Source organism: Rhodopirellula sp. SH410, from assembly GCF_055811895.1.
The window spans coordinates 5,003,454-5,026,814 of record NZ_CM147949.1; the positions used below are offsets into that span (position 1 = coordinate 5,003,454).

At 57.5% G+C, this 23,361-nt stretch carries 21 protein-coding genes; 14 read left to right on the forward strand and 7 right to left on the reverse strand.

Features of this window, described 5'->3' with window-relative positions; all coding sequences use genetic code 11:
- Positions 1-103: 103 nt before the first annotated feature.
- Together SH410x_RS18250 and SH410x_RS18255 are read left to right on the forward strand one after the other, a co-directional pair.
- The gene (locus SH410x_RS18250; protein WP_473669630.1) at positions 104-1,105 is read left to right on the forward strand and encodes a hypothetical protein; all 1,002 of its coding nucleotides are present in this window, start codon (positions 104-106) and stop codon (positions 1,103-1,105) included.
- 194 nt (positions 1,106-1,299) lie between these two features.
- Positions 1,300-1,536 carry a hypothetical protein gene (locus SH410x_RS18255; protein ID WP_473669632.1) on the forward strand — a complete coding sequence of 79 codons (237 nt, stop codon included), beginning with the start codon at positions 1,300-1,302 and terminating at the stop codon, positions 1,534-1,536.
- A 4-nt stretch (positions 1,537-1,540) separates the two neighbouring features.
- Here the strand turns inward: SH410x_RS18255 and SH410x_RS18260 are convergent, their stop codons facing one another.
- The gene (locus SH410x_RS18260; protein WP_473669634.1) at positions 1,541-2,029 is read right to left on the reverse strand and encodes a hypothetical protein; all 489 of its coding nucleotides are present in this window, start codon (positions 2,027-2,029) and stop codon (positions 1,541-1,543) included.
- Between the two features lie 52 nt (positions 2,030-2,081).
- Positions 2,082-2,717 (reverse strand): YdcF family protein, encoded by a 636-nt coding sequence (locus tag SH410x_RS18265; protein ID WP_473669636.1) that lies wholly within the window; start codon positions 2,715-2,717, stop codon positions 2,082-2,084.
- A gap of 324 nt (positions 2,718-3,041) precedes the next feature.
- Between SH410x_RS18265 and SH410x_RS18270 the strand changes: the two genes are divergently transcribed.
- Both SH410x_RS18270 and SH410x_RS18275 read left to right on the forward strand, forming a co-directional pair.
- A complete protein-coding gene (locus SH410x_RS18270) occupies positions 3,042-3,221 on the forward strand; it encodes a hypothetical protein (protein WP_473669638.1) in 180 nt (59 codons plus the stop codon).
- 273 nt (positions 3,222-3,494) lie between these two features.
- Complete coding sequence (locus tag SH410x_RS18275) at positions 3,495-4,685, forward strand: DUF1559 family PulG-like putative transporter (protein ID WP_473669640.1); 1,191 nt, start codon at positions 3,495-3,497, stop codon at positions 4,683-4,685.
- 112 nt (positions 4,686-4,797) lie between these two features.
- Here SH410x_RS18275 and SH410x_RS18280 read toward each other — a convergent pair whose 3' ends face one another.
- A complete protein-coding gene (locus SH410x_RS18280; RefSeq protein WP_473669642.1) occupies positions 4,798-5,784 on the reverse strand; it encodes a FemAB family XrtA/PEP-CTERM system-associated protein in 987 nt (328 codons plus the stop codon).
- A gap of 219 nt (positions 5,785-6,003) precedes the next feature.
- Between SH410x_RS18280 and SH410x_RS18285 the strand changes: the two genes are divergently transcribed.
- The 4 genes from SH410x_RS18285 (at position 6,004) to SH410x_RS18300 (ending at position 11,154) form a co-directional block, all read left to right on the forward strand.
- Positions 6,004-7,797 carry a potassium/proton antiporter gene (locus SH410x_RS18285; protein ID WP_473669644.1) on the forward strand — a complete coding sequence of 598 codons (1,794 nt, stop codon included), beginning with the start codon at positions 6,004-6,006 and terminating at the stop codon, positions 7,795-7,797.
- A gap of 201 nt (positions 7,798-7,998) precedes the next feature.
- On the forward strand, positions 7,999-9,978 hold the full coding sequence (locus SH410x_RS18290) for a cytochrome c3 family protein (protein WP_473669646.1): 1,980 nt from the start codon (positions 7,999-8,001) through the stop codon (positions 9,976-9,978).
- Complete coding sequence (locus SH410x_RS18295; RefSeq protein WP_473669648.1) at positions 9,975-10,391, forward strand: hypothetical protein; 417 nt, start codon at positions 9,975-9,977, stop codon at positions 10,389-10,391. The genes SH410x_RS18290 and SH410x_RS18295 overlap by 4 nt, the downstream gene beginning before the upstream one ends.
- Positions 10,392-10,401: 10 nt before the next feature.
- Positions 10,402-11,154, forward strand: coding sequence for a 3-keto-disaccharide hydrolase (locus SH410x_RS18300; protein ID WP_473669650.1), 753 nt, complete (start codon positions 10,402-10,404; stop codon positions 11,152-11,154).
- 176 nt (positions 11,155-11,330) lie between these two features.
- On the opposite strand, the gene SH410x_RS18305 is transcribed toward SH410x_RS18300, so the two are convergent.
- The 4 genes from SH410x_RS18305 to SH410x_RS18320 are packed head-to-tail and all read right to left on the reverse strand — an operon-like array spanning position 11,331 to position 16,212.
- Entirely contained in the window at positions 11,331-12,494 is a 1,164-nt protein-coding gene (locus SH410x_RS18305) for an AGE family epimerase/isomerase (RefSeq protein ID WP_473669652.1), read from the reverse strand.
- On the reverse strand, positions 12,491-15,097 hold the full coding sequence (locus SH410x_RS18310) for a sodium:solute symporter family protein (RefSeq protein WP_473669654.1): 2,607 nt from the start codon (positions 15,095-15,097) through the stop codon (positions 12,491-12,493). Before SH410x_RS18310 ends, SH410x_RS18305 begins: the two co-directional genes overlap by 4 nt.
- Positions 15,094-16,017: a dihydrodipicolinate synthase family protein gene (locus tag SH410x_RS18315; RefSeq protein WP_473669656.1), complete on the reverse strand. Its 924-nt coding sequence runs from the start codon at positions 16,015-16,017 to the stop codon at positions 15,094-15,096. Before SH410x_RS18315 ends, SH410x_RS18310 begins: the two co-directional genes overlap by 4 nt.
- A gap of 18 nt (positions 16,018-16,035) precedes the next feature.
- The gene (locus tag SH410x_RS18320) at positions 16,036-16,212 is read right to left on the reverse strand and encodes a hypothetical protein (RefSeq protein WP_473669658.1); all 177 of its coding nucleotides are present in this window, start codon (positions 16,210-16,212) and stop codon (positions 16,036-16,038) included.
- Positions 16,213-16,551: 339 nt separating this feature from the next.
- Here SH410x_RS18320 and SH410x_RS18325 point away from each other — a divergent pair, with 339 nt between their 5' ends.
- The 6 genes from SH410x_RS18325 to SH410x_RS18350 all read left to right on the forward strand — a co-directional run bounded on the left by SH410x_RS18325 (position 16,552) and on the right by SH410x_RS18350 (position 23,318).
- Entirely contained in the window at positions 16,552-17,682 is a 1,131-nt protein-coding gene (locus SH410x_RS18325) for a serine hydrolase domain-containing protein (protein WP_473669660.1), read from the forward strand.
- 263 nt (positions 17,683-17,945) lie between these two features.
- Entirely contained in the window at positions 17,946-19,067 is a 1,122-nt protein-coding gene (locus SH410x_RS18330) for a metallopeptidase (protein WP_473669662.1), read from the forward strand.
- Between the two features lie 300 nt (positions 19,068-19,367).
- Positions 19,368-20,405 (forward strand): LacI family DNA-binding transcriptional regulator, encoded by a 1,038-nt coding sequence (locus SH410x_RS18335; RefSeq protein ID WP_473669664.1) that lies wholly within the window; start codon positions 19,368-19,370, stop codon positions 20,403-20,405.
- Positions 20,402-21,430: a nucleoside hydrolase gene (locus SH410x_RS18340; RefSeq protein WP_473669666.1), complete on the forward strand. Its 1,029-nt coding sequence runs from the start codon at positions 20,402-20,404 to the stop codon at positions 21,428-21,430. Before SH410x_RS18335 ends, SH410x_RS18340 begins: the two co-directional genes overlap by 4 nt.
- The gene (gene rbsK / locus SH410x_RS18345) at positions 21,427-22,356 is read left to right on the forward strand and encodes a ribokinase (RefSeq protein WP_473669668.1); all 930 of its coding nucleotides are present in this window, start codon (positions 21,427-21,429) and stop codon (positions 22,354-22,356) included. The genes SH410x_RS18340 and rbsK overlap by 4 nt, the downstream gene beginning before the upstream one ends.
- Complete coding sequence (locus SH410x_RS18350; RefSeq protein ID WP_473669670.1) at positions 22,353-23,318, forward strand: sugar ABC transporter substrate-binding protein; 966 nt, start codon at positions 22,353-22,355, stop codon at positions 23,316-23,318. Before rbsK ends, SH410x_RS18350 begins: the two co-directional genes overlap by 4 nt.
- Positions 23,319-23,361 lie beyond the last annotated feature (43 nt).

Here is a 23,361-nt window from a genome sequence, read left to right on the forward strand (position 1 = left end):
GATTCACACGCCAACAGATGCGATTCACACACCCATGGGTGATTTTTACAATACTGACTTTGGAAGATTGGGTCGCCTGCGCGGAATGGGGGGGCACTGAGGTATGGCGTTCTGGACAGAGTCAGGCTGGACAGTCTTCGCGAGCTCGGCCAAGGAAAACCTGCAGTTCAAGCAGGAATTGCCATTCGCCCTGATCGGGTCGGGTGCGCACTGCCATCCGCGTTTGCCGGTGCAACACGAACTTGAGACCGCATATTTTGCCTGTCGTTTTGAGGATCGAATTGAGTTGTGGCCGCTCTGTTCGATTGCCTTTCCGGCGTGGGGCATTATTCCGCCCGACGTCGAAGTTTTACTTGGACACTACCGCTTGCGATTCGAGACACACACCGAATCCGATCAGCCAAATACCGAGCGGGGATTGCCAACGGAGGTGAGCTTGTCCGGCTCGCCCGAACCAGTCTCTAGCGGTGTCAAGTTAACGATGGCGTGGGAGCAAAAGTCCGTGACAAAACCGATTGCCCGGTCCGTAACGATTCTTGGTTCTCAACATCCAAGTGTCTGGCGCACACGCGGGCGGCAAATGCTGCCGTGCGATCACGCTTTGGTCTGCGTTGAAAACCGACTCTGGCTGGTAGACCTGCATCCGCCGGAAAAATCGTTGACCAACCCGCCCATTTTCGAGCTCCTGGCGAACCAAGAATTCTATCAGATCGGTGATATGCGACTCTCTCTGGGCCCCGCCAGCGTGGAGTGTGAGGCGTCGATCGCGCGTCGCAAGCAGATACCGTCTCGATCCGGTGGTGCGCATATTTGCACGCCCAGCGGTCCGGAAACTGCCAATTTGGTCGAAAAGAGAGCGGTCGTTGGCGGGCAAACTGCCACTCCAACGCCAGCGAAATCACACGCATGCTCCCTGCTTGGGGGTAACGTAGCAACTCACGTGCTTGAGGGGCTCGATTGCCCCGAAATGCTCACCTCCCGTCTAACGGGCCGTTTGGTATCCATCAATCAAAGCCGCTTCACGCGTCTGAAGATGATGCGAATCGCGGTGAGCGCCGTCACATTCGTTGCTGCGATTGCCTTTCTCATGTGGCTGTTTCAATGAAGTTTGCTGGCCACCGGCACGCCATTCGCGTTCCATCATCGCACTGCCGTGTTGGCGGTAGGTGAATATCTCTCCGTCACCAATTTTGCCAATATGACGGGTTCGAACGACCGATAGGGATTGATAGAGAGAAACGCTGATGAGTACGAATTGATTGGATTGCGAATTGTTTGCGATAAAAGGTTAGGTTGGTGATGACCGTTTTCTGGACCGTAATGCTCTGCGCTGCGTTATTTTTCGCAGTATCCACGGTGGTTGCCATCGTGCTGATTGGCTCGGCTCCCAGAATCGAGGACGACGAATCGGCAAAACGCTACGCATCCCGCCATCGTCAGCGGAGTCAGAAACGCGTTTACTGGACGCAGTCAGACAAGCCCCCATCGCGGCGTGAGGAGCGGAACCAGCCGACGGTGACTCCGCGGAAATTTTAAATCACTATTTCTGGGCACGCTCAAGAACTCGAACCCGCGCTTCGAGCGACTCGATTTTGGCGTGCAAGCGAAGCACGAGCTGCCGCAGATCGTTGTCATTCATCTCCGCGTGCCCTGGATCGGGACGCTTCTCTTGCATGGGACTTGGCGGCGGGGAATCGAGATTTTTGAACGGATTTTCGTTTTCCCGTTCGTCCGGTAACCATGCTCGCAGCTGTTGCTCGGTCTCAGAAATGGCCTGTTCAATGACCGGTAGGGTCGGGTGCTTCGGGCCGAGGTTTGCTCGGGTACGACGCAGGTTTTTCAGGCTCTCGGCGAGTTCTCGTCCGCGGTCAGTCAACATCGCTGCCGGCGGAATGCCTTGGTTGCCCCTTAGCCGCGAGGCATCTCCTGTTTCCTGAGCCAGCACGCTCGGGGTTTCCGTCCGCTGCGTCACTGCCAGACCCACACCGATGCAGAGAAATAGCAGGAGCAGTCGAGGTGAGCGTTTCATCATCGTTTCCCAATGGCTGTTCAAAGCTGAGGCTGCTTCAATGCCGGTAAGTTCAAACGAGCAGCCAGTAGATCGTTAGTTTGACGTATTCGATCCAGATCGGTAAGTGCGTTTCGCTACTCTCCGATGGCAGCGCGGCAGAATAAACGGCGATCTCTGTCTCTGGCGGGTACGTGCGTTCAAAGCAGAGCAGGCTGCGTCGGGTGTGCGGTGGCGATGTGATGATGACGAGTCGTTTGACATCGGGCAATTTGCGGTAGAGTCCCACCGCTTCGCTCCGTGAGCTAAACCAATCGTCGCGATCGGCATCAATCGCAAGGACTTTCTCGCTGGGGACGCCGAGCATGTCGAGGAAATCGATTTCGCGCTGCAAGCGTGTATCGCTACGGTGACGAACAAAGTTGTAGCCCGCCATCCCTTGCTCGTTGAGCAGAACGATCTGTCCGATCCGGTGCATGTGGTAGAGATCAGCAGCGGCACGAAGCCGCTCCCACATGGCTGGCCCGTCAGCCATCACGTACGCCATCTCACCCTCAGCCTGCTCGTCATGAACGCATAAGGGCGTGATCATCCACCCGCGTACGGTGGCAGATGACGAGGCAAAAAACATCGCTGTGCCGAGCACACACAATCCCCAGAATCGACGTCGCCATGTTGTCGCAGGCGATGCCGAATCGGGGAGATTCAATGAGCCGGAATCACGATTGGGCACAGCAGGAAGCACCAGTAGCAAGAAGTCGAGAGAGCGGATGACTGGATGGTAAAGCGGACAACGGAACAGTAACGAGGACAGGAAGTCGAGCCTCCATTTTCGTCAACAACGCCGCATGCCGATCATGCTCACAACGTGACCGGTGGGCTTCCACCCGTAGGAGAAAAAAAATGGCGAAACCACATTTTGGTGTTTCTTCAGTGGCCACAGCCCCCTGCGTTTTTGCTGGCGGCGGTCGCTGCCCTTGCCGCCGGTCTACAGTTGCGATGAATTACATTTTTTTCGTCGGAGACTGTAGAGATGAAGCTGATCTTTTCGTTGGTTCTGTTGTCACTTGTTTTTGGGTTGAATGTTGGATGCAGCGGCCGCGACACGCCTACGGTGGTGGAGTCGGGGTTATCCGAAGCGGAGCAACAGGCAGAGCTGGAAGCGTATGACAAGCAGCTCGAGGAGTCCAACGCAAATTATGAGTCTCAGTAAAAATCACCTGTAAATTGCCAGCAACTCGGAATCATACCCCGAGTTAGAAACCCGCGTGGAAGCCTGTTGCTTCCGCTGATCTGCCATGGCGTTGAACAGCGTGCCCCCTGAACAGCGCGGTGGCCTTGAACAACCGTACGCTCCCCGGGTGCTGCGGTTCAGCTGAGATAGATTTTTTAATGCCACCGTTCTGATAGCTGTCGGCATCGTAGTCACTGTGTTTTCTAGCGAGCGACGCTTTCGTTCGCATCCATTCTTAATTGGAGGTTTAGGTTGTCCAGAGATTCACGCAGAGCTTTCACGCTCGTTGAACTGTTAGTGGTGATCGCCATTATTGGAGTGCTTGTCGGTCTGTTGTTGCCTGCGGTCCAAGCGGCGCGGGAAGCTGCCCGACGGATGAGTTGCAGCAATAACTTCAAGCAAATTGGCCTATCGCTTCACAACTATCACGCAGCGTTCAATCAATTGCCGATGGACGCTGGTGGCACGTACAGTCCCGGTCGTTTCAACGCGGGGGGCAGCGACTCCGGCGGCACGGGTCGTGGCACGGCTGGGAATAACCGATTCCGACTGTCTTGGCTGGTCGGACTGATGCCGTTTATGGAGCAACAAGCGTTGTGGCAGCAGATCAGCAACCGCTTTGCCGACGGTCAGCCGACCAACCCGTGGCCCGCCATGGGACCCGCCGCGTGGCAGGGCCAGTATGATCCCTGGGCCAGTGATATCCCGGCACTACGCTGCCCGAGTGATCCCGGCATCGGCGCCCCCGCTTTAGGGCGTACGAACTATGCATGCTCGCTCGGCGATGGGACCGACTACCTCTATAGCGGTGGAATCTATTTCACTGGTGGCAGCTGGGTAGCCAAGTACATACAGCAGTCCCGCGCTGGCAGTCGCGGGATGTTCTGGCCCCGGCACGCTACGAAGTTCCGGGATGTCCTCGATGGGCTCGCCAACACCATGGCAGCCGGCGAGATTTGCACGGACTTGGGTGATCGTGACATTCGCACCAGCGCGAAAGTCAACGCGGGGTGGTCCATGCACACAGGTGGGATGCCGTGCAAGGCGAGTATCGATCCCACCCGACCGCAGTTCTGGCTCACGACCGCTACCAATATCGCGGGCGGCAACCAGACCCGTGGTGCTCGCTGGGCCGATGGTGGGCCACTATACACCGGTGTGGGCAATATTTTAGGACCCAACACTCAGATTTGTTTAGGTAGTAGCGATAACACCAACGGGCATAACTCTGCGTCGAGTCGACACCAGGGCGGATGTCATATCTTGATGGGCGATGGCGCGGTGAGGTTCATCACGAACTCCATTAATGCGGGCAACCCCAACGCCGCTACGGTGAAATATGGCCAGACGGGAGCGAGTGCCCCCGGATCAAAAAGCCCCTTCGGATTGTGGGGAGCACTCAGCACCCGGGCATCGCATGAAGTGCTCGAGGGCGACTTTTAGACGCGGCGATGAAATCGATGGGTCATGCATGACAAACTCCGGGTCATGCATGACAAACTCCCTGCCTGCCATTGATTCAGCCCCGCGGCTAAGTTCCAGTTTGGCACTTTTGCTAAGGAATCCCGCGGACAATGCTTGGCCCGATACACTTGGTCAGCCACACAGGCAGTCGCTGCCACGCCTGAATAAGGCGTTGGTTGCCACCAGCATCTGGCCGCATGTCGTTGGGATCGCCCTTACGCACGTAATACTGCCAGCAGGCTGGGTAGGGAGCAGCTCCCCACTGCGTTTTGAACTTGTATGTGCCACTACCTTCGCTCGAACGCCCAAAGTCAAACGTGTGGCTGCCTTGATGGATGGCTCGCCGCAACAGATGTCGGTACATCAGCATGTTGGCATTGGTGCGGTTGAACGCCCGCAGGCAACTCGCGCTGGGGATCTCGGTACATCCCTCGCAGTGGATTAGTAATCCGCCGGCAATCGCACGACCCTCCTGGCGGACGATACAAAACTCGGCATCGCCATCAAACTCCTCGATGATCGCCCGAAACAAACGCTTGGAAAATACGGGTGTGCCGAGGTCACGCATGTTGTGCGCAAAGACCGCGTAGAAATCATTGAGCACGGGCAGTCCGGCGAAGGAAACCTCGAGGCCGTGTCCGCCGGATTTTTTGATCTGGCTGCGCACTTTCGATTTCAACGATTTTTCGAATTCCTCGTCCGTACCAGGCAGCGTTAATCTCAGGTGCGCCTTATCTGTCCGCTGAAAGTTAAACCTCGAGTGCTCGATCGGTTTCTCGTGTCGTAGCTCGAGGTATTTGACGTCCAGTTCGTCTGCTAACTCGCAAGCGCGATCGATCAACTCGCTGGCGGCAGAGTGCGTGGCGGCCCAGACGCCGCCGGTGTTGAGGTAGGGAAGGCTGACCAGGAACTTGCCAAAGAGGGGCCCCTTCACTAACACGAGCGGCAGCAGGCCGACGACCTCGCCAGCGTCACGGGCCTCGAGCAGGTAAACGGTGTGGCCGAATCCGCGTGCCAGACTCGCCAGCCAATGCACATCGTGCCCAGCCAGACGCGGAGCGTCGGGCTGTTGAGTCATTGACGCGTGGGTGGGTGGCCATTCGAACGGCCAAGTGCTGCATTGGATGTCCAAGAAACTCTCCGGTGGAGGGGCGGCTCCCGGATGACAATCACACTGAACCGAGGGCCAGCTTACCGAATTTTGTGATGGCTCACTAGCATGACAGGCTGAGCTAGGTTGATTGTTTCCGTCGTTTTCGACATGCTGTGCGCAAACATCTCATGATCAGGATCGCGAATGGTAAGTGTTGAAACAGGCATCCTCATCACGGGTGTTCTACTGCTGCTGGGGATCGCGTCGAACAAGTTTTCGTCGCGAATGGGTGTGCCCGTCCTCGTTCTATTTCTGCTCGTCGGCATGCTGGCGGGATCCGAAGGGATCGGGGGGATCGAATTTGAGAATTACACGATTGCCAATGGCATCGGCACGATTGCGCTGTGTGTGATCCTGTTTGACGGTGGGCTTCGCACCCCCTTTCATACGATTCGCTCGGCGTGGAAGCCTGCGGGCATGCTGGCGACGCTGGGCGTGTTCATCACGGCACTGATCACGGGACTGGCGGCCGCATGGATCCTAAAGCTCTCGATCTTAGAAGGGTTGCTGCTGGGCAGCATCGTCGGTTCGACTGACGCGGCAGTTGTCTTTGCGGTGTTGCGGGGTGGGGGTGTGAACATCCGCCGCAGGTTGGCTGAGACCCTGGAGGTTGAGAGCGGGTCCAACGACCCGATGGCGATCTTCCTGACCGTCGGGCTGATCCAGGTGCTTTCGGGATCCGTCCCGTTTGGGCTCGGATTGCTGAATTTGTTCCTCAGCCAGATTGCGTTTGGTACGCTCGCGGGTGTCGTCGTCGGTGGGGCGGGTGTTTGGATGCTGCAGCGCATCCGCCTGGACGCTGCGGGACTGTACCCGGTCATGGCAACGGCTCTGGGGCTGGTTTCGTTTGGCGCTGCAGCGGCGCTGGGAGGCAGCGGTTTTCTCGCGGTGTACCTTACCGGGATTGTGATCGGCAATCGGCGACCTGTATTCTTTCGCGGGATTTTGCTGTTCCACGACGCTGCCGCGTGGATCTGCCAAATACTGATGTTTATCGCGTTGGGGATTTTGTCGTTCCCAAGTCGGTTGCTGGACGTGGCCCCTCAGGCCCTGATGATCTCAGCAGTATTGATTTTCATCGCGCGACCGATCGCCGTTTTCGTGTGTGCGTTTCCGTTTCGGTTTGCCGCTCGCGAGCTGTTGTTTTTGTCGTGGGTCGGTCTCAAGGGGGCTGTCCCCATTACACTGGCGACGTTCCCGATGCTGGCCGATCTTCCGGGGGCCCCGCTGATATTTGATACGGTGTTCTTCGTGGTTCTCGTTTCGGCCGTTGTGCAAGGCTGGTCGCTGCCCACTGTGGCGAGATATCTCAAACTGGTCGTTCCCACACGCCGTCCGCCGCCGGTCACGTTGGAGATCAGTTCGCTGCGAAACGTCGAAGCGGATATCGTCGAATATTTTGTCGACGAGTCGTGCCATGCCGCCAACTGCATGATCAAAGATCTGGCGTTGCCCGCGGGAGTGGTGGTCGCGTTGATCGTACGCACTGAAAAAATCATCCCGCCGCAGGGCCGCACCCAGATTGAATACGGCGATCACGTCATCGTCGTGTTGAGTCCTGAGGTCCGGGTGATGGTCGATCGCGTTTTCGCTCACGGACAACAACCATTGACGTCGCTGCCGACGGCATTGGAGTTCCCGTTGCGAGGTTCGGTTACCGTCGGCGAAGTGGAACGATTCTACGGATTCAGCTTGCATGACAGTCCCGGCAAAACGCTTGACGAGCTGATGCGTGATCGACTGGGCGCCGACGGTGTCCGCTTGGCGGCATCGGTGCGTTTCGAGCAGATCGAGTTGTTCATTCGAGAACTATCGAAATCGGGAATCATTGAACACGTCGGGATGGTCATCCTGCCGGACGCGACCCCAGAAATCTCGGAAGCGAGTTCGCCAGAAGCACCACCCGTTGAGCCTCGCAGCGAATCCAACTCGGGATAAACACACCCTCATGCAACGAGCGGCGGTTGATCAACGGCTCTCATGTCGCACCGGCTAAGTCACCCCGGCGAGCCGGTACGTCGGTCCCATTTGATGCCTGATTCTGTTACGATACGGGCGCAACTGCCCGTCCTTTCGGAACAGCAACTTACGAATGACGAATAAGCGATTTCACCTGCGTCGCAAGTCGAAGGAAACCCCATGAGTCTGTGGCTAATCCGTCCCCTATTCTGTGCGTGCGTGTCAGCGTTGTTGCTGCCAGGAAGTGCGTGGCCCGCTGAGGCCCGGCGGTATGCCAGCAGTGATTCCGACTCTGGATATGTTCACCGGATCGATCTCTACGATACATCGAACCGGAAGATTACGGCCGAGTCGACGCTGCCATACTCGCCACGAAATACGTGTGGGCGATGCCACGACGACCAATCGATCTCGCATGGTTGGCACTTCAACGCGTTTGCGATTGGAAGCGAACAGGGACGCCCGAGTGAACCATGGATCTGGACCGATGCCCGGACGGGCACGCAGCTGCCGATGTCGTATCGACGCCAAGAGGAGACACAAACCCGTACGTTCGACCCACGCCGGATCGGCCTCACGCCCTGGCAGGTAACGCATCAGTTTGGCGCCCGCTTTCCGGGTGGTGGATTTGGCGCGCCCGAGCAAACGATCCAGACGACCGAGAAGGCGGGAGCGTCTGAAGACTCAGAGGCGGCGGAATCGGCCCGTCCGCTCTCACCCCGTTGGGCCCATGCGGGCTCGCTGGAAGTTGACTGCATGGTCTGTCACGCGACGCCAGGGCAATACGATTTCGAGTCCCGCCGCCATCAGATCGAAGACGAGAACTATGCCTGGGCGCCCACTGCGGCGATGCATCTCGCAACTGTTGACGGCAGGGTCTCTCGGATCAAAGACGACGCAGACCCGCAAGACGAAAAAACACAGGCGGCATTGCCGAAGGTGAGCTACGACGCCGCTCGATTCTCGCCGGACGGGACGGTTTTCTTTGACCTCGTCCGCGAGCCCGACAACAACGCTTGTTACCAGTGCCACAGTACGGTACAGGTCAACGAAGGCGGCATAGAACCTCGCTGGATTCACGATGACGACGTGCACCTGCGAGCTGGTATGCAGTGCGTCGATTGCCATCGAAATGGAATCGACCATCACACCGTCCGCGGATTCGAAGGCGAGACGCGGGCGGACGGTCTCGCCGTCAGCACGCTGTCATGCCGAGGATGTCATCTCGGGGAGGATGGTTCCGCGTCCGGTCAATCCGCTGGCGGGATCGCCTCGAACGCAGGGCGTCTCGGGTCACCCAAACCGCTCCACGCGGGTCTGCCCCCGGTGCATTTCGAACGGCTTTCCTGCACCGCGTGTCACTCGGGACCGGTGCCAGGTGATGAAGCGAGTCGCCTCATGACGTCGCTATCGCATGCACTGGGCGCGAAAGAACGCCGAACCGGACTGGAGCCTCCACAGATTCAAGGCCCCATTTTCAGTAAACTTGCCGACGGCAAAATCTATCCACAACGCGTGATGTGGCCCGCATTCTGGGGCATCCGCGATGGCGATTCGATCACGCCGCTCGATCCCGATGACGTTTTCGATTGGACTCGCAGGCCATTGCGAGTGCGCAAAAGTTTTGTCGAGGAACTCGCCAGTGATCCGGAGAAGTTTGACGAAAAGGTGAGCGCAGCCTTGGCGGCAATTGAAGAGGAAACCGGAGCAACGCAAGCGGTGTATGTCTCCTCGGGAGCAGTCTACGGTCGTGTCGAGGACGAAGACGGCAACCTGTCTCTGGAGGTGTTGCCTGGCGATTTTGACGGAGCCCAAGCGGTGGCGTGGCCGATTGCTCACAACGTTCGCCCGGCGGGCTGGGCGTTGGGCGCGGACGGATGCGTCGAGTGCCACTCCGATGACGGAAAAATTTTCGCATCCGTCGTGACGCCGTTGGGACCGGCGCCGATACAAGCCGAGCCGATCACCATGGCCAGCCTGCAGGGCGTTGACGAGACCACGCGATTGCGCTGGAATCAGCTCTTCGCTGGGCGTTCGAGGTTCAAGGTGTTCGTGGCGATCTCGCTGGCGATCGTCTTTGTCGTGCTGCTCGTCGGTGTCGGATCGGTGGCTGGACTTTTGAAACAGCGCCCCTCCAATGCGGGAGAACCGAAATCATGAAATCCATCCTACGACTCCTGTCGGCGGTGGCCCTACTCGGGATCGTCGCTGGATTGCTGGTGACGTCGCTGGGACCCCACCCACTGCATGGCACCGTCTTGATGGCTCATATGTTTGCCAGTGGCGCCTTGGTATTCGTGTTGCCACTTTTTGCGATCGCCTGGCTGTGGCGAATGTATGATATGACGAGACGCGGCACATGGTTGCGGGTGGGGTATTGGACGTTGCTGCTAACGGGTTTTGCTGCGACTGGAACGATGTTCCTTTCGATGCTACCGATTGCAGGGACAGAGCATCTCCAGCAGTTGATCCAGCTCCACGGTTATGCTGGCTTTGCTATGGTTGTGGCCGCCGTCGTGTTCGTTTTGGGTTGGTATCTCGCCAGCCGGACTCCGGTTCAGTCTTCGAAATAAAGTGAAATAGATGACAATTAGGTTTTGGTTAGCCATCGCGATCGTTCTCGCGGCGCATTCGGTTCCTGTGAGTGTGGCAGAGGACACGGTCCCTTCCACGGGTGTGAATTCGGAAACAGCAGTCCGCGCGATGATGGATGACACGGGGCCCGGTTGGCGCTCCTTGGGGGAGTCGGATTTCACAGCCGTTAACAGCGCTGCGGATACTTGGTCGTGGGTCGAGGGCACACTGCACTGCACAGGGAAACCCGTCAGTGTTCTGAGGACCAGCGAACCGGTGAAGAACTTTGAACTGGTCGTTGAGTGGATGCATGAGCGGGCGGCGGGCAATTCGGGTGTCTTCGTTTGGACCACGCCTGAATCGATCGAGAAACTGACCAAAGACGGAAAGCCTGGGTTGCCCGCTGGTATCGAGGTTCAAATCTTGGATCATGGTTACACGGACATGATCAAGGCACGCGGCGATCGCACCGATTGGTTCGGCACGAACGGGGACGTCTTTGCCGTGCGAGTCCAAATGACACCGTTTCCACCACTCTCTCCCGATGGCAGTCGTAGCTTCCCACGCAAACACCTCGCCAAAGGGCACGGCCACTGGAATCAGTATTATGTCCGGGCCATCAACGGCGAAGTGCGATTGTGGGTCAATGGCGAAGAGGTCTCCGGCGGGACCGACATCAAACCGGCTCAAGGCTACCTGTGCCTGGAAAGCGAAGGTTCGCCCATTCAGTTTCGAAAGATTCGTATTCGCGAGTTGCCGTAGCCAGCCACTGGAAACCACCGCTGGGCTGAGTTTCGTTTCGTTAGTCTGGAGGGCGACAGAGTCGACGTCGGCTTCGCAGCAACGTTCTCCAGGCTAAGGCGTCGCAGACGCCACGGTTGGTCGGGCATCGCTGAACGATCCGCGGCAAACCACCAGAGGATCGATCCCGTCGCCCGCTAACTCAGCAATTTCCAGCAAACCAGTTGCATCCGCGGCAGATGGAATGGCCCTTTCCATAGATTGCCTTTTAATCGAGTGCTAACACTGCCGTCGCGATGCAAGTAGCCGTACCACTCGCCATGCACGCGGTCGGGAAAGTGTTTATATGCCCACCCATGCGCCATCGCGTGCCAGTCCAAGTACTTCTGATCGCCGGTGAGTTCGTAGGCGAGCAGCGTCGCGATGACCGTCTCATTCTGCGGCCACCAGAATTTCATGTCATGCCAATACTCGGAGACGGGCAGTCCTTTGACATCGACAAAATACCGCATCCCACCGAACTCGTTGTCCCAACCTCGCTCCCACATCCAATCGAGCATCTTCAATCCCATCTCGATCAGTTCCCGATCGCAGCGAATCTTGCCTTCGAGCATAATGAACCACGCCCCTTCAATCGCGTGTCCAGGGTTCAGCGTTCGACCGTCGAAGTGGTCTAGGAGTTCGCCATGGGTACCGACCGTTTCCATCACACATTCAATGTCCTCGTGAAGGTGATAGCGGCGGATCAACTCGATACTGTCATCGATCCATTGATTGGCTGACGCCAGCCCAATCGAATCTCGCAGTTCTTGGGCAGTCGCGATTGTGATCATCGGGAAACCGATGCCCCGCGTCGGCCGCGTGTTCGTGAATTTCGGTTCGACGCCCTGTGGGTTCTGGTTGTGGTCGATGAAGCGATTGAACGTACGAATCGCCTTCTCGGCGTAGTGCGCAAGCCCCGTCGCTTTGGCGAGCTCGCCATAGGCAATCGCCGCGAAACTTTCAGAGAATGCGTAACGACGCTTGCGAATCGGTTGGCCATCGCGAGCGAGATGAAACCACATGCGACCATCGGCCGGATCGTAGCAATGCTCGTCGAGAAAGCGGCCGCCGTGGATTGCGAGGTCGAGCCATTGATCACGTTGCTCGACGGTGTTGTAAAGTTCGCCGAGCAGCCACGTGAACCGTGCCTGTTGCCAGACGCCTTTGTCGCTATCGATAACGCTTCCGTCGCGGTCAAGAGACATCATGAAACCGCCATATTCACGATCGACGCAGTGGTCAATCCAAAATGGCAACGTGTCGCCAAGTAGACCGTCACGATAGGTTCGCAGCAATTCGCTTCGGCGTGTGGCGTTCACAGTGTTGATTCCACGTTAGGGGCATCCGGCGTGCCGAGCCGTTTCACCCCGAGGTCATGAATCGTAAGGCCCGCAAGGTTCACGGAATCGGCCTTACCCAATAGGCTCGCCGCATAGCCCACCCCGAAACAAACGGTGATACCGATCGTCGTGTATAGGTAGCCATTGACGGACGTGAATCGCCAGAGAACGAACATCGTTGCGGCACCCACCCAGGCACCTGTCATGGCGCCCGTCCCGGTGGCACGCCGGGTAAGCGCCCCGAGGGCGAATAGCCCGCCGAGGACGCCCATGAACAAACCGATCACGATTAGAAACGCATCAAATAAGGATTTGATGTCAGGGTTCACGAACACAACCCCCAGCAGCGTGCCGATGACGCCCACGGTCAACGTGCACAGTCGAGCCGATCGGAGGTATCCACGCTCAGACGTGCAGGCATTCAATGGACGCAGGAAATCCGTCACCACCGTGCTGGCGATGGAATTCATGCTGGTGGAAACCGTCGACTGCGCCGCCGCGAAAATCCCTGCGACAATCAATCCGGCCAATCCGATCGGCATCTCGCGCGAGATGAACAGTGGAAACACCTGGTCCGTTGTGATGGTGGGATCGAGTTTCTCGGGATGCGATTGATAAAAAGCAAACAATGCCGTGCCAATTGCAAAGAACAAGATAGATGCCGGAATGGACAAGATTGCATTCGTCCATATCGATCGGGCTGCGAGGCTCGGCGTGGCCGTTGTCATGTAACGCTGCACGACCGCTTGATCCGCGGTGTACGAGGAGAGGTTCTGACCGAGCGCGCCGACGACGATCACCCACAGCGCAATTTGCGATTGCGTGGCGTCGAGGTGCCAGTTCGCCATGCGAAATTTGTCCGCGTCATTTGCGGATGCCAGGAAACCGCTGGCACCGCCGTCGACGCCCGAGATCAACAGCACCATGGCCAGCACCGCACCACCGAGCAGCACGAACGTTTGAATCGTATCCGTCCAAACGACCGCTTCAATGCCGCCCATGGTGCAGTAGACGATACTGAGCACACCCATCAATAGGACGGACTGCACCGGAGTCATGGGGGTTGCGATGGCGAGTGCCAGGCCGGTTAGCGACATGACAACTGCCATCCGGAAAATGTGAAACAGCAGAAAACTGGCACTGCCAAATATTCGCACGCGACGATTGAAACGCTTTTCCAGATATTCGTAGGCACTCGTCGCATCGATCCGACGAAAAAAGGGCATCGCAACATACACCGCCACAATGGCAACGACCGGAATCGTCATATTGCCGACCAGGTAAACCCAGTCTTGCGCGAACGCTTTGGAGGGCAAGCCTGTGAACGTCAGTGAGCTCAGCATCGTGGCAAAGATACTGCATCCAGCCGCCCACCACGGTATCTGCATCCCGCCACGAAAAAAATCGTTCGTGTCCTGATTGCGGTTGGTGAAATAGATCCCAACACCGACCATGGACAACAGATAGCCGAACAGGACCGTGTAATTGACAATGCCGAAGTGATGGCCTGCGGGGACGACCGAGACGGCGTAGACGTGTGGTGAGCGAACTCGCGGCCGAACCTCGCCACCGGGAATCACGAAGGAATCGCCCCATTTCACCGCCGTCGTGGTAACCAAATTTTCCGGCACGCTGCCCGCATCGATCCACGTATCGGTGATGGTGTGGTAGGCCAATGCTTGTTTGATGAATCCAGGATGGTCGTCCCGGAGTTCGTCGCCCTTGAAAAAGAGCTCTTCCGTAGCTCCACCAAGTACGAAAATGTGGCTCTGGCCCGCCGCAATGCTCGTCCCTGCCATCACACAGCGAGGGACCTCTTTGCGTTGGCGCCATGACTGCGCCGCCGGTGAATACTCCCAAACATCTCGTAGGAACTCAGTCTGATCGCCCATCTGACGCCGGCCACTGATCACATACACACAGTCGGCATAGCCATTGTGCTGAGCAGCGGTCAAATTAAACGCGCGCCGAGAGCCGGGGCACTCCGGCAGTTCACGCCACTGAAAAGCCTGGGGGTCGTTTCGTTTCGAGAGATCCAGCGACCACAAATTGGACATCGCCGTATCGAGCGACGAATCGCTCTGCCCGCCTGCCAAATAAATCGTCTCGCCGATCAGCGTTGCAGCGCCGAATGCACAGGGTCGAGGCAGTGGCGGGTAGTTCCGCGTCGCAATCGTTCGTGTATTGCCATCCCACGTCAATAAAAAAACGTCGCGGAACGTTTCCGAGGCATCGTTCCCGCCCATGCAAACGATTCCATCCGGCGTCGAGACAGATGCTCCGTAAGCGATTGATCGCGGAAGCCTGCCGGCGTCGATCCATTCGTACGTGTCACCCTGTTTGGTGAGCACACGAACTTGGTCATGCCAGACTTTATCATTCTCCCAAACAGGTGTAGGGAAATTGGCACCACCCGCGACGATCAATGCATCTTCATGGACACCCGCGAACGATCCAGCAAACCCGAGTTCGTCCGGAATGGCAGGCAATTCAGACCATGCAAGAATGTCCGCCCCCCGAGCACCAGAAAGCCCACCGACTGCGAGCGAAAGGGCGGCGATTACGGCGTAGAGGAATTTCATGAATCGCTATTTCGAGACCAATCGAAAAAGCCAATCGACTCCAGGTTCTCTCGGAGCTTCGTGGAATCACTCTTTGTGAGGCGCCCCTGCGGCAATCGACAGCCCCCGACGTCGAACCCCTCCATCGCCAGCACCGCCTTCATGGCAGCGTGAAATGGATAGGCCCCGATCGCCTGGATCATCTGAATCGAATTCGATTGCAATCGGCGTGCTTCGTGGACGTCGCCCTTTTCAAACGCTGCGATTAGTCTCCGGTAGAGTGGCGCGGCAATGTTGTAGGTGCTGCCGATCGCGGCGGTGGCACCGGTCGCCAAGGCGCCCAGCAGCATTTCGTCACAGCCCCACACAACATCAAAATGGCCGCCCTCGATTTCGAGGCACTGTTGAAATTCAAATAGCTTCGTATCGGTATATTTCAATCCGCAAAGATTCGGGATTCGCTCGCGACCAAGCTGCAAAAACTCAGTCATTGCCAGTGTCGAACCGGTCAGGATGGGGATGTGGTAGTAGTAAAACGGCAGTGCGGGGGCACCTGCGGCGATTTCGCCCATGCAATCAACGAGCGTTGGAACGTCGCTGACGCGGAAGTAGGAGGGACAGGTCGCTGAGATCACATCCGCTCCGATTTGCTGGGCATGTTCGGCCAATCCGCTCGCCTCGCGAACGCTGTTATGGCCGACTTGAACAATCACAGGCACTCGGCCTGCTGTTGCTCGCACGTAGGCTTCGGCAACACTGCGTCGTTCATCACTCGATAGCGACATGCCTTCACCTGTGCTGCCGCATACATACAGTCCAGTGACGCCCTGGGCGAGCAGATGATCGACGATCGCGGGGACGATGTCGAGATTCAAGTTGCCGTTAACATTCAGCGGCGTATAAGTGGCGGCGATGAGGCCACTGAGCGGTTTCGTTTGCATCGGGAGCGGGTCGTTTTTTTAGGCGCAAAGTGATGCCGTAATCACGTCACGGTCGGGCTGGAAACTCACTTTGAGGGTCCGCATATTACTCGTTCGTGACACGATCTGCCAGCTGAGCTTGTCGCTGACGTTCGAGGCCTGCGCTGACGCGGCATCCCCTTGCTTGAGCGTGGGGGTCGCTCGTGAAATCTCCATGACGATGAAGCCGGGTGATTTCCGATCACGATTCGATGTCGCGTTTCGTGTTCCGTCGACATCTCGCTATGATATGTCGATTGGTCATTGAGTATTGCCCCCGTCGCATGCGATCCCGAGTGCGAACGCCATTCACATTGATGTTTCTGTTATCCGGATAGGATGCACGTGTTCCACCTTCCCGCCCCGAATGAGCGTTCCAAATTCAATTCCTGCGATATGAAATCACTGCTGCTGCCGTGTGTTTTTTGGCTTTTGGTGACCGTCGTCACACGCGGAGAGGACTTAGCTATCGGTGATTGGGCGAAGCACGGTCTTGCACCGGAGGCAAGGTCATCATTGAAATCTCATTTGCGAGAGAGTGTTCGCAAGGGCCTCGTTCCGGGCGGCTCGATTCTGTTGTTGCACCGGGGCGAAGTCATCTTTCGCGAGAGCTTCGGTTATGCGCATCTGCGCCGGGAGCAACCGTTCTCCGCCGCTGTGCCGTTCCGAATTGCGTCTTTATCAAAACCCATCATTGCCACCCTCGCGGTCCTGCTCGCTGATCAGGGGCACCTTGATTTAGACTCGCCGATTGATCGGTACCTGCCGTCAGCGACGCGTTTGCGGCTGGTCTCCGGCGATCGACCGCAACGGCTGCCAACGATCGCTGAGTGCCTGAAACACACCGCCGGGTTCATCTCCGACTACGACGAAGGCGGGCGTCCTTGGCTGGTGTATACCGGCCATGGAAAATCACTTGCCGAAGTGGTCGAGATCGAGACCGCGATGCCGATGGCGCGTCCGCCTGGCCAATCGTTTGCCTACAGCGGCATTGGATACGACATCGTGGGGAGAATTATTGAGAGCGTTTGCGATCGACCGCTCAACGAGGTGCTGCAGCGAGAGCTCTGCGAGCCTGTGGGCATGACCGAGACGACGTATTATCCGGATGCGGCGGTTCGCCAAACGATGCCGAGTTTCTATTGGCAGTGGCGTAGCGATGGAGGTTTTCGCCGGCAGCTCGATCGCGAGCCGATTCCTGATGGTGACTACAAGAGCGTTGGTGGCGGGGTCGTCTCGACCCTCGATGACTTGGCGCGTTTCCTGTTATTGCATCGCAGCGGCGGACGTGTAGGGGATCGCTCGCTCGTCGACACAGCCGCTCTCGAACGCATGTATCGACGTCAAAAACCAGGTGCGTTCTACGGACTCGGCTTTACGCTCGGCCCCAAGGGTGACGACGCGCTCACAGAATGGATCTTTCACAGTGGCTCGAGCGGCACGATGATGTGGTGGGATCGCCAGCATGACGTCATTGGAATTGTCGCGACGCAGCACACTCGAAGTGCCGGTAGGAAACTTCCACAAACCAAACCGCTGATTCCGCTCGATGCGCCGACTTGGCAGGCGACGACCAAGTCCCAGTGGATCGACCCCATCTTCAGTGAAACCCGCTCTCGGCATGATTCAAAACCTCATGCTCAATAGGGAACGAGCGGGAAATTACTGTCTGATATCGTGGTTGAATGCTCTGCGGTCGACCATTCCGAGCGCGGAGCGTTCGGCCACTTATTTCCCGCTCGTTCCTAGGCGAGAGACAATCAGTCGCTCGCCGTCCACACCCACGTTCGATCCACCGCGTGAAGCGGGAAGACGGGAGCCGCACCGTTTTGCTCGGACGCGCCGACCGCGGTAGGTTTCATTCACAGCCGTCTCCGACTGTTTTTGCTTGTTTCTTTAACCCCTGACCGATGGCATCCATCACTATGAGTTTCAACCGTATCGTGTTGGCGAGCCTATGTGCCGCCACAGTCGTCTTTTCATCCCTCTCGGCGGCAGCCGATTTTGACTGTAACTATCCCGATGGCACCTTGGTTCGGCATCCGGTCGTGTTGTTGCGGGGAGCGCTGGACGAGGAGCCTGTGAGCGAGCAATCGCCACAGGTCCGCGTAGGCGATTCCGTCTCGCCCTCGATTTGGCAGGCGGGCCGGTTCAAGGCACTGGTGCGGTTGAAGGAAGGGGCAAACACCATCTCCATCGGCGATCAAACCTTCACGCTTCGCTATCAACCCGCGACGAATCCACACTACGTGCGGTTGGTTTGGATGACCGACTCAACGGGCGAAACGGAGTTCGCAACCCCTACCGATCAAAGCCCGCAGGATTACGCGGCGAAACTGGCGACGGCGGCTGAATTGATGCAGGCGTTTACCGCCGACCGGATGATGGCACTGGGCCTGCCCCCGCAAACGTTCCGTCTCGAGCGGGATAGTAACGAGCGGCCGATCGTCCACACCTGGGCTCAACCTGAGACCAAAGAAGCCTACTACGCGATGGACTCACAAGATTGGTGGCAGGACGTGCGGAGGTGGATCAACCGTGAACATCCCGATCCCATGGCCAAGAACGTCGTCTTGGCCGCGTACACTCGCAAGGATCCGGAGTCAGGGGAAATGAAAGCTCATACGGCCCTGGGCGGGGCCAACCTCGGTTTATTTGGCAGTGCGTCGGTGTTCAGTTGGCCCAGTTCACTGGAGCAATCGCTGCAGTGCTTTCAAGACCCCACGTCATATGCGACCACCGCGATCCACAATGACAGCAACGGGCGAGATGTGATTTGGGGCTTGGCGTCGACGACGATCGGCGCGACGCTGCACGAACTGTCTCATGCGTTTGGATTGCCCCATTGCCAGGACAATCTGTGCATCATGACGCGAGGATTCGATCACTTTAATCGTGCGTTCACGTTCGTTGACGCCCCGAGTCAACGGAATCGAAGCGAACGTGAATTTGATCTGGATCATGAGGCGCACTTCGGAACCGAATGCACGTCCCAATTGACTCAGTCGCCTTGGTTGAACGCGGATGAATAAACCTCAACGTCCACTCAGTGACTCTGTATTTTCAATACGGGCGAGATCCTTCTCGGTAGGGATCCGGCGGAAGAGAAACGGCCGAACACTCTCGACCTCGAAGCGTTCGATCTCGGAACATTCGACCTCGAAGCGTTCGACCACAAGCTCAGACGGCAGTCTTCCGCCCGTTCGGAAGCTGTCCGCAGTGGATCCGGTGTGCTTGCGACTGGTGATGAGGGCAGGTATTATTGCCCTGCACAACCGGTTGTGCAGAGTGATTGTGCAGTGCGGTCACCGGATAATCCGTCAAACAATGCCATGGCGATTGAAACCTCATCAACCATCACGCTCAGCGACGTCGCTCGCGCTGCGGGCGTGAGTGTTTCGACGGCCTCGCGTGCTCTCAATGGGTTGGAAGCGAAGTATCGGATTTCCAAACCGACCGCCGATGAAGTTCGACGCGTTGCCGGCCAGCTCGGATTTCGGCCCAATCAGGTGGCTCGCACCTTTCGCTCGCAGCGCAGTGGTTTGGTCGGGGTCGTGGTGCCTGACATCGCCAACCCCTTTTTCTCGGCAATCGCACGGGAGGTCACACTCGCCGCTGAGCAGCATCGGTACTCCATTTTGATCGCCGATAGCCAGGAATCGACATCGCGTGAGCAGAAGTTGTTGCAGGAGTTCGTCTCGCGACAAGTCGAAGCGCTTGTGGTCTGTCCGGTGGGTGTCGAATCAAAGCACCTTGTCGCGATCCATCAATCGAAATTGCCACTGGTGTTGGTCGATCGTGTTTTTCCGCAATGCGAGATGATGCAGGTCACCTCGCAGCATCAAACGGGTGCAGAGCTCGCTGCGAAGTTGCTGCTGGCCAATGGGCATCGTCAGATTGGTGTGCTGCAAGGTCTGCCCGGCACTTTGCCGAACGATGAGCGTTTGCAAGGGCTGCGTGAGACGTTGCGTGCGGCGGGCATTCCCTTTAATCCACAGTGGGTGTGTGGCGATCATTTCACCGAATTCTCGGGATACGAATCGGCGAAACGACTGCTAACCGAACATCCTGAAATCACAGCTTTGTTTGCCTTGAGCACGCCCAATGCGCTCGGTGCATTGCGAGCCGCTGCGGCGCTCGGACGTCGTGTTCCGGATGACTTGTCGATCATGACATTCGACGATTCACCCTTTGCCGAGTTCATGCGGATTCCGTTGTCAACGGTTTGCCAGGACGTTCAAAAGCTGGGCGAGAAGGCTGCGTCGCTGGTCGTTTCCGCATTACGAGATGGGCGGATGCCACCGCCGAAACTTCAACAAGTTCAAGTAAGAGTTGTCCAACGTTCCTCGATTGAAAGTGCCAGATTATGAAAACGAAGGTTCATTGCTCGATCGCCACGCTTGTGGCGGGTTTGATTGGCGTGCTGCTTCCTATCCCCGCCCACGCGGCCGAGCCGCAGCGGCCGATCCCATTGATTTTTGATACGGATATTGGGAATGACTGCGACGATGTGCTCGCGATGGGGGTGATTCATGCATTGCAATCTCGCGGTGAGTGCGAGTTGTTGGCTGTAACCACAACGAAAGATCACGAGCTCGCGGCCCCATTTACCGACGTGGTCAACACCTTCTACGGTCGGGGCGACATCCCGATTGGGGTTTGCCGCAGCGACGTGACGAACAGCGCAGGGCGATTCAATGTCCTCGCCGAGAAGCGAGATGGCGGCGACTATCGCTATCCGCATGACTTAATTTCTGGCAAACAGGCACCCGATGCCGTCGCCGTGCTCCGTAAAGCCTTGGCGTCGCAACAGGACGGTTCGGTGGTGATCGCGCAAGTGGGCTTTTCGACGAATTTGGCAAACTTGCTCGCATCGGAGGCTGATGAATACAGCGATCTCGATGGCGTGTCGCTGGTCAAGAAGAAGGTGCGACTCCTGTCGGTGATGGCTGGAGCGTTCACGAACGATCACCCCGAGTACAACATCATCAAAGACATTCCTGCAGCAAAAAAGATCGCCACTGAGTGGCCGACCCCCATTCTCTGGAGCGGGTACGAAGTGGGGTTGGCACTGCCCTATCCGCACGCCAGCATCGAACTGGATTATGCCTATGTCCCGCATCATCCGCTCGCCGAAGCGTACCAGCTGTACAATCCTCCGCCGCATGATCGCCCCACTTGGGATTTGACTTCCGTCCTGCAAGCAGTGCGGCCAGATCATGGCTATTTTGACTTGTCGGCCCCTGGCCGAGTTTCGATCGCCGACACCGGTGTGACGACGTTTTCGGAAGACGAGAATGGGCGCGATCGATACTTGATCATCGGCGACCAGCAGAAATCTCGCGTGATCGAGGCGCTGGTACAACTGTCGAGCCAGCCTCCGGCGAAACCATGAACCCCAACGGTCCCAAGATAGCCGTACTTGGTTCGATCAACATGGACTTGGTCGTGCGCTGCAACACGATTCCCATACCAGGGCAAACCGTGATGGCGACTTCGTCGAGTGAGTTCTGCGGCGGCAAAGGAGCGAACCAAGCAGTGGCGGCATCCATGGCGGGCGGAAACGTCGCCATGATCGGATGTGTCGGCGGCGACGCGTTTGCGGGTCGGTTGATCGAAAACTTGCAGCAGCACGACATTCGAACGGAACATGTCCGACGCTCGGCTGGAGATCCCAGCGGTCTGGCTGTGATTGCCGTCGATGACACGGGCCAGAATTCGATCATGGTCGTGGCGGGTGCGAATGATCGCATCACGCGTGATCAAGTTGAAAATGCCCGATCGTTGATCGCCCGCAGCGATGCGTTGCTGGTGCAGTTGGAGATCCCGGTTGACATGGTCCTGGATGGAATCGCGATCGCCAAGCAAGAGGGCGTGAGAGTGATTCTCGATCCGGCCCCAGCACCGTCAAATTGTCCTGCGGAGCTGTTTCAAGTTGACTTGTTGTGCCCGAACGAGTCGGAAGCGGCGGCGATGGTGGGTCATCCGGTCGAATCATACGAGCAAGCGACCGCAGCAGCTCGGCTCTTGCAAGCCCAAGGGGCAGTGAACGTTGCGGTGACGATGGGAGATAAGGGTACGGTACTGCTCGCAGGCGATCGGCAGCATGTCATTCCCGCATACCGCGTCAAGGCGCTGGATTCTACGGCCGCAGGCGATGCGTTCGCTGGGGCCTTGGCGGTGCATTGGTCGCAGCATGGTTGTCTCGTCGACGCCGTGCGGTTTGCAAATGCAGCCGGCGCTTTGGCGGCCTCCCGCCGCGGTGCTCAATCGAGCATGGCGTCTTACGAAGAAATAGAAGCACTTTGGAGAACAAAATGAGATTATGTCTATTGGTATTATTGCTGCTCAGCGGTTGCAGCGCACGCACGGCGGATCGAGACGCCCCCGATCGTCCAGCAGCGGAGGACGTCAACCAGAAGCCTCGGGTGGCTTTGATTATGAAATCCTTGGCCAACGAGTTCTTTTCGACGATGGCCGATGGGGCGACAGCGCACCAGAGTGAGCACGCTGAGCAATACGACCTCGTGGTCAACGGCATCAAAGACGAACGGGACTTGAGCCGCCAGGTGGCGTTGGTGCAAGAAATGGCAGCCAGCGGCGTCGATGCGATCGTGATCGCGCCGGCCGATTCGAAAGCGATCATCCCAGCACTGCGGCGAGCCATGTCAGCCGGTGTTGTCGTCATTAATATCGATAACAAGTTGGATGCGGAGATGCTCAAAGACGAGGGACTGAGTATTCCGTTTGTGGGGCCGGACAACCGTGCGGGTGCAAAAGCGGTCGGCGACCACTTGGCTGGGAAGCTGACTCAGGGCGATGCTGTTGGCATCCTCGAGGGACTGCAGACGTCCGAAAACGGTCGCCAGCGCAAGGCGGGTTTCGAAGACGCGATGAGCGAAGCGGGTATGAAAATCGTCGACAGCCAGTCCGCAGAATGGGAGATGAGCAAAGCCAATACGATCGCGTCGTCGATGCTGAGCGAGCACCCCGAGATCAAGGCCATCCTTGCGGCGAATGACAGCATGGCGATGGGAGCGATTGCGGCGGCCAAGAGCGTCGGCCGCTCAGGCGATGTGATGATTGTGGGCTTCGATAATATCGCTGCTGTTCAAGAAGCGATCCGCGACGGCAAGATTTTGGCGACCGCGGACCAGCATGGCGATCAATTGGCTGTCTTTGGAATCGAAGCGGCGTTGAATCTGCTATCGAATTCAGAGGGCGAATTGAACGATGTTGAGACCCCCGTTGATCTGGTGACGGCGGAAACGCTTCAGAAATAGCGGGCAAATGGTAGCGGAACCCGCTGCGCTCGGAAAACACACT

Excerpts from the sequence above, each read along its gene's own strand:
- SH410x_RS18330 (WP_473669662.1), top strand. The coding sequence starts at position 17,946 with ATGGCATCCATCACTATGAGTTTCAACCGTATCGTGTTGGCGAGCCTA.
- SH410x_RS18285 (WP_473669644.1), top strand. The coding sequence starts at position 6,004 with ATGGTAAGTGTTGAAACAGGCATCCTCATCACGGGTGTTCTACTGCTG.
- SH410x_RS18335 (WP_473669664.1), top strand. The coding sequence starts at position 19,368 with ATGGCGATTGAAACCTCATCAACCATCACGCTCAGCGACGTCGCTCGC.
- SH410x_RS18300 (WP_473669650.1), top strand. The coding sequence starts at position 10,402 with ATGACAATTAGGTTTTGGTTAGCCATCGCGATCGTTCTCGCGGCGCAT.
- SH410x_RS18340 (WP_473669666.1), top strand. The coding sequence starts at position 20,402 with ATGAAAACGAAGGTTCATTGCTCGATCGCCACGCTTGTGGCGGGTTTG.
- SH410x_RS18310 (WP_473669654.1), bottom strand. The coding sequence starts at position 15,097 with ATGAAATTCCTCTACGCCGTAATCGCCGCCCTTTCGCTCGCAGTCGGT.
- SH410x_RS18250 (WP_473669630.1), top strand. The coding sequence starts at position 104 with ATGGCGTTCTGGACAGAGTCAGGCTGGACAGTCTTCGCGAGCTCGGCC.
- SH410x_RS18280 (WP_473669642.1), bottom strand. The coding sequence starts at position 5,784 with ATGACTCAACAGCCCGACGCTCCGCGTCTGGCTGGGCACGATGTGCAT.
- SH410x_RS18260 (WP_473669634.1), bottom strand. The coding sequence starts at position 2,029 with ATGAAACGCTCACCTCGACTGCTCCTGCTATTTCTCTGCATCGGTGTG.
- SH410x_RS18270 (WP_473669638.1), top strand. The coding sequence starts at position 3,042 with ATGAAGCTGATCTTTTCGTTGGTTCTGTTGTCACTTGTTTTTGGGTTG.
- SH410x_RS18255 (WP_473669632.1), top strand. The coding sequence starts at position 1,300 with ATGACCGTTTTCTGGACCGTAATGCTCTGCGCTGCGTTATTTTTCGCA.
- rbsK (WP_473669668.1), top strand. The coding sequence starts at position 21,427 with ATGAACCCCAACGGTCCCAAGATAGCCGTACTTGGTTCGATCAACATG.
- SH410x_RS18315 (WP_473669656.1), bottom strand. The coding sequence starts at position 16,017 with ATGCAAACGAAACCGCTCAGTGGCCTCATCGCCGCCACTTATACGCCG.
- SH410x_RS18350 (WP_473669670.1), top strand. The coding sequence starts at position 22,353 with ATGAGATTATGTCTATTGGTATTATTGCTGCTCAGCGGTTGCAGCGCA.
- SH410x_RS18290 (WP_473669646.1), top strand. The coding sequence starts at position 7,999 with ATGAGTCTGTGGCTAATCCGTCCCCTATTCTGTGCGTGCGTGTCAGCG.
- SH410x_RS18295 (WP_473669648.1), top strand. The coding sequence starts at position 9,975 with ATGAAATCCATCCTACGACTCCTGTCGGCGGTGGCCCTACTCGGGATC.
- SH410x_RS18320 (WP_473669658.1), bottom strand. The coding sequence starts at position 16,212 with ATGGAGATTTCACGAGCGACCCCCACGCTCAAGCAAGGGGATGCCGCG.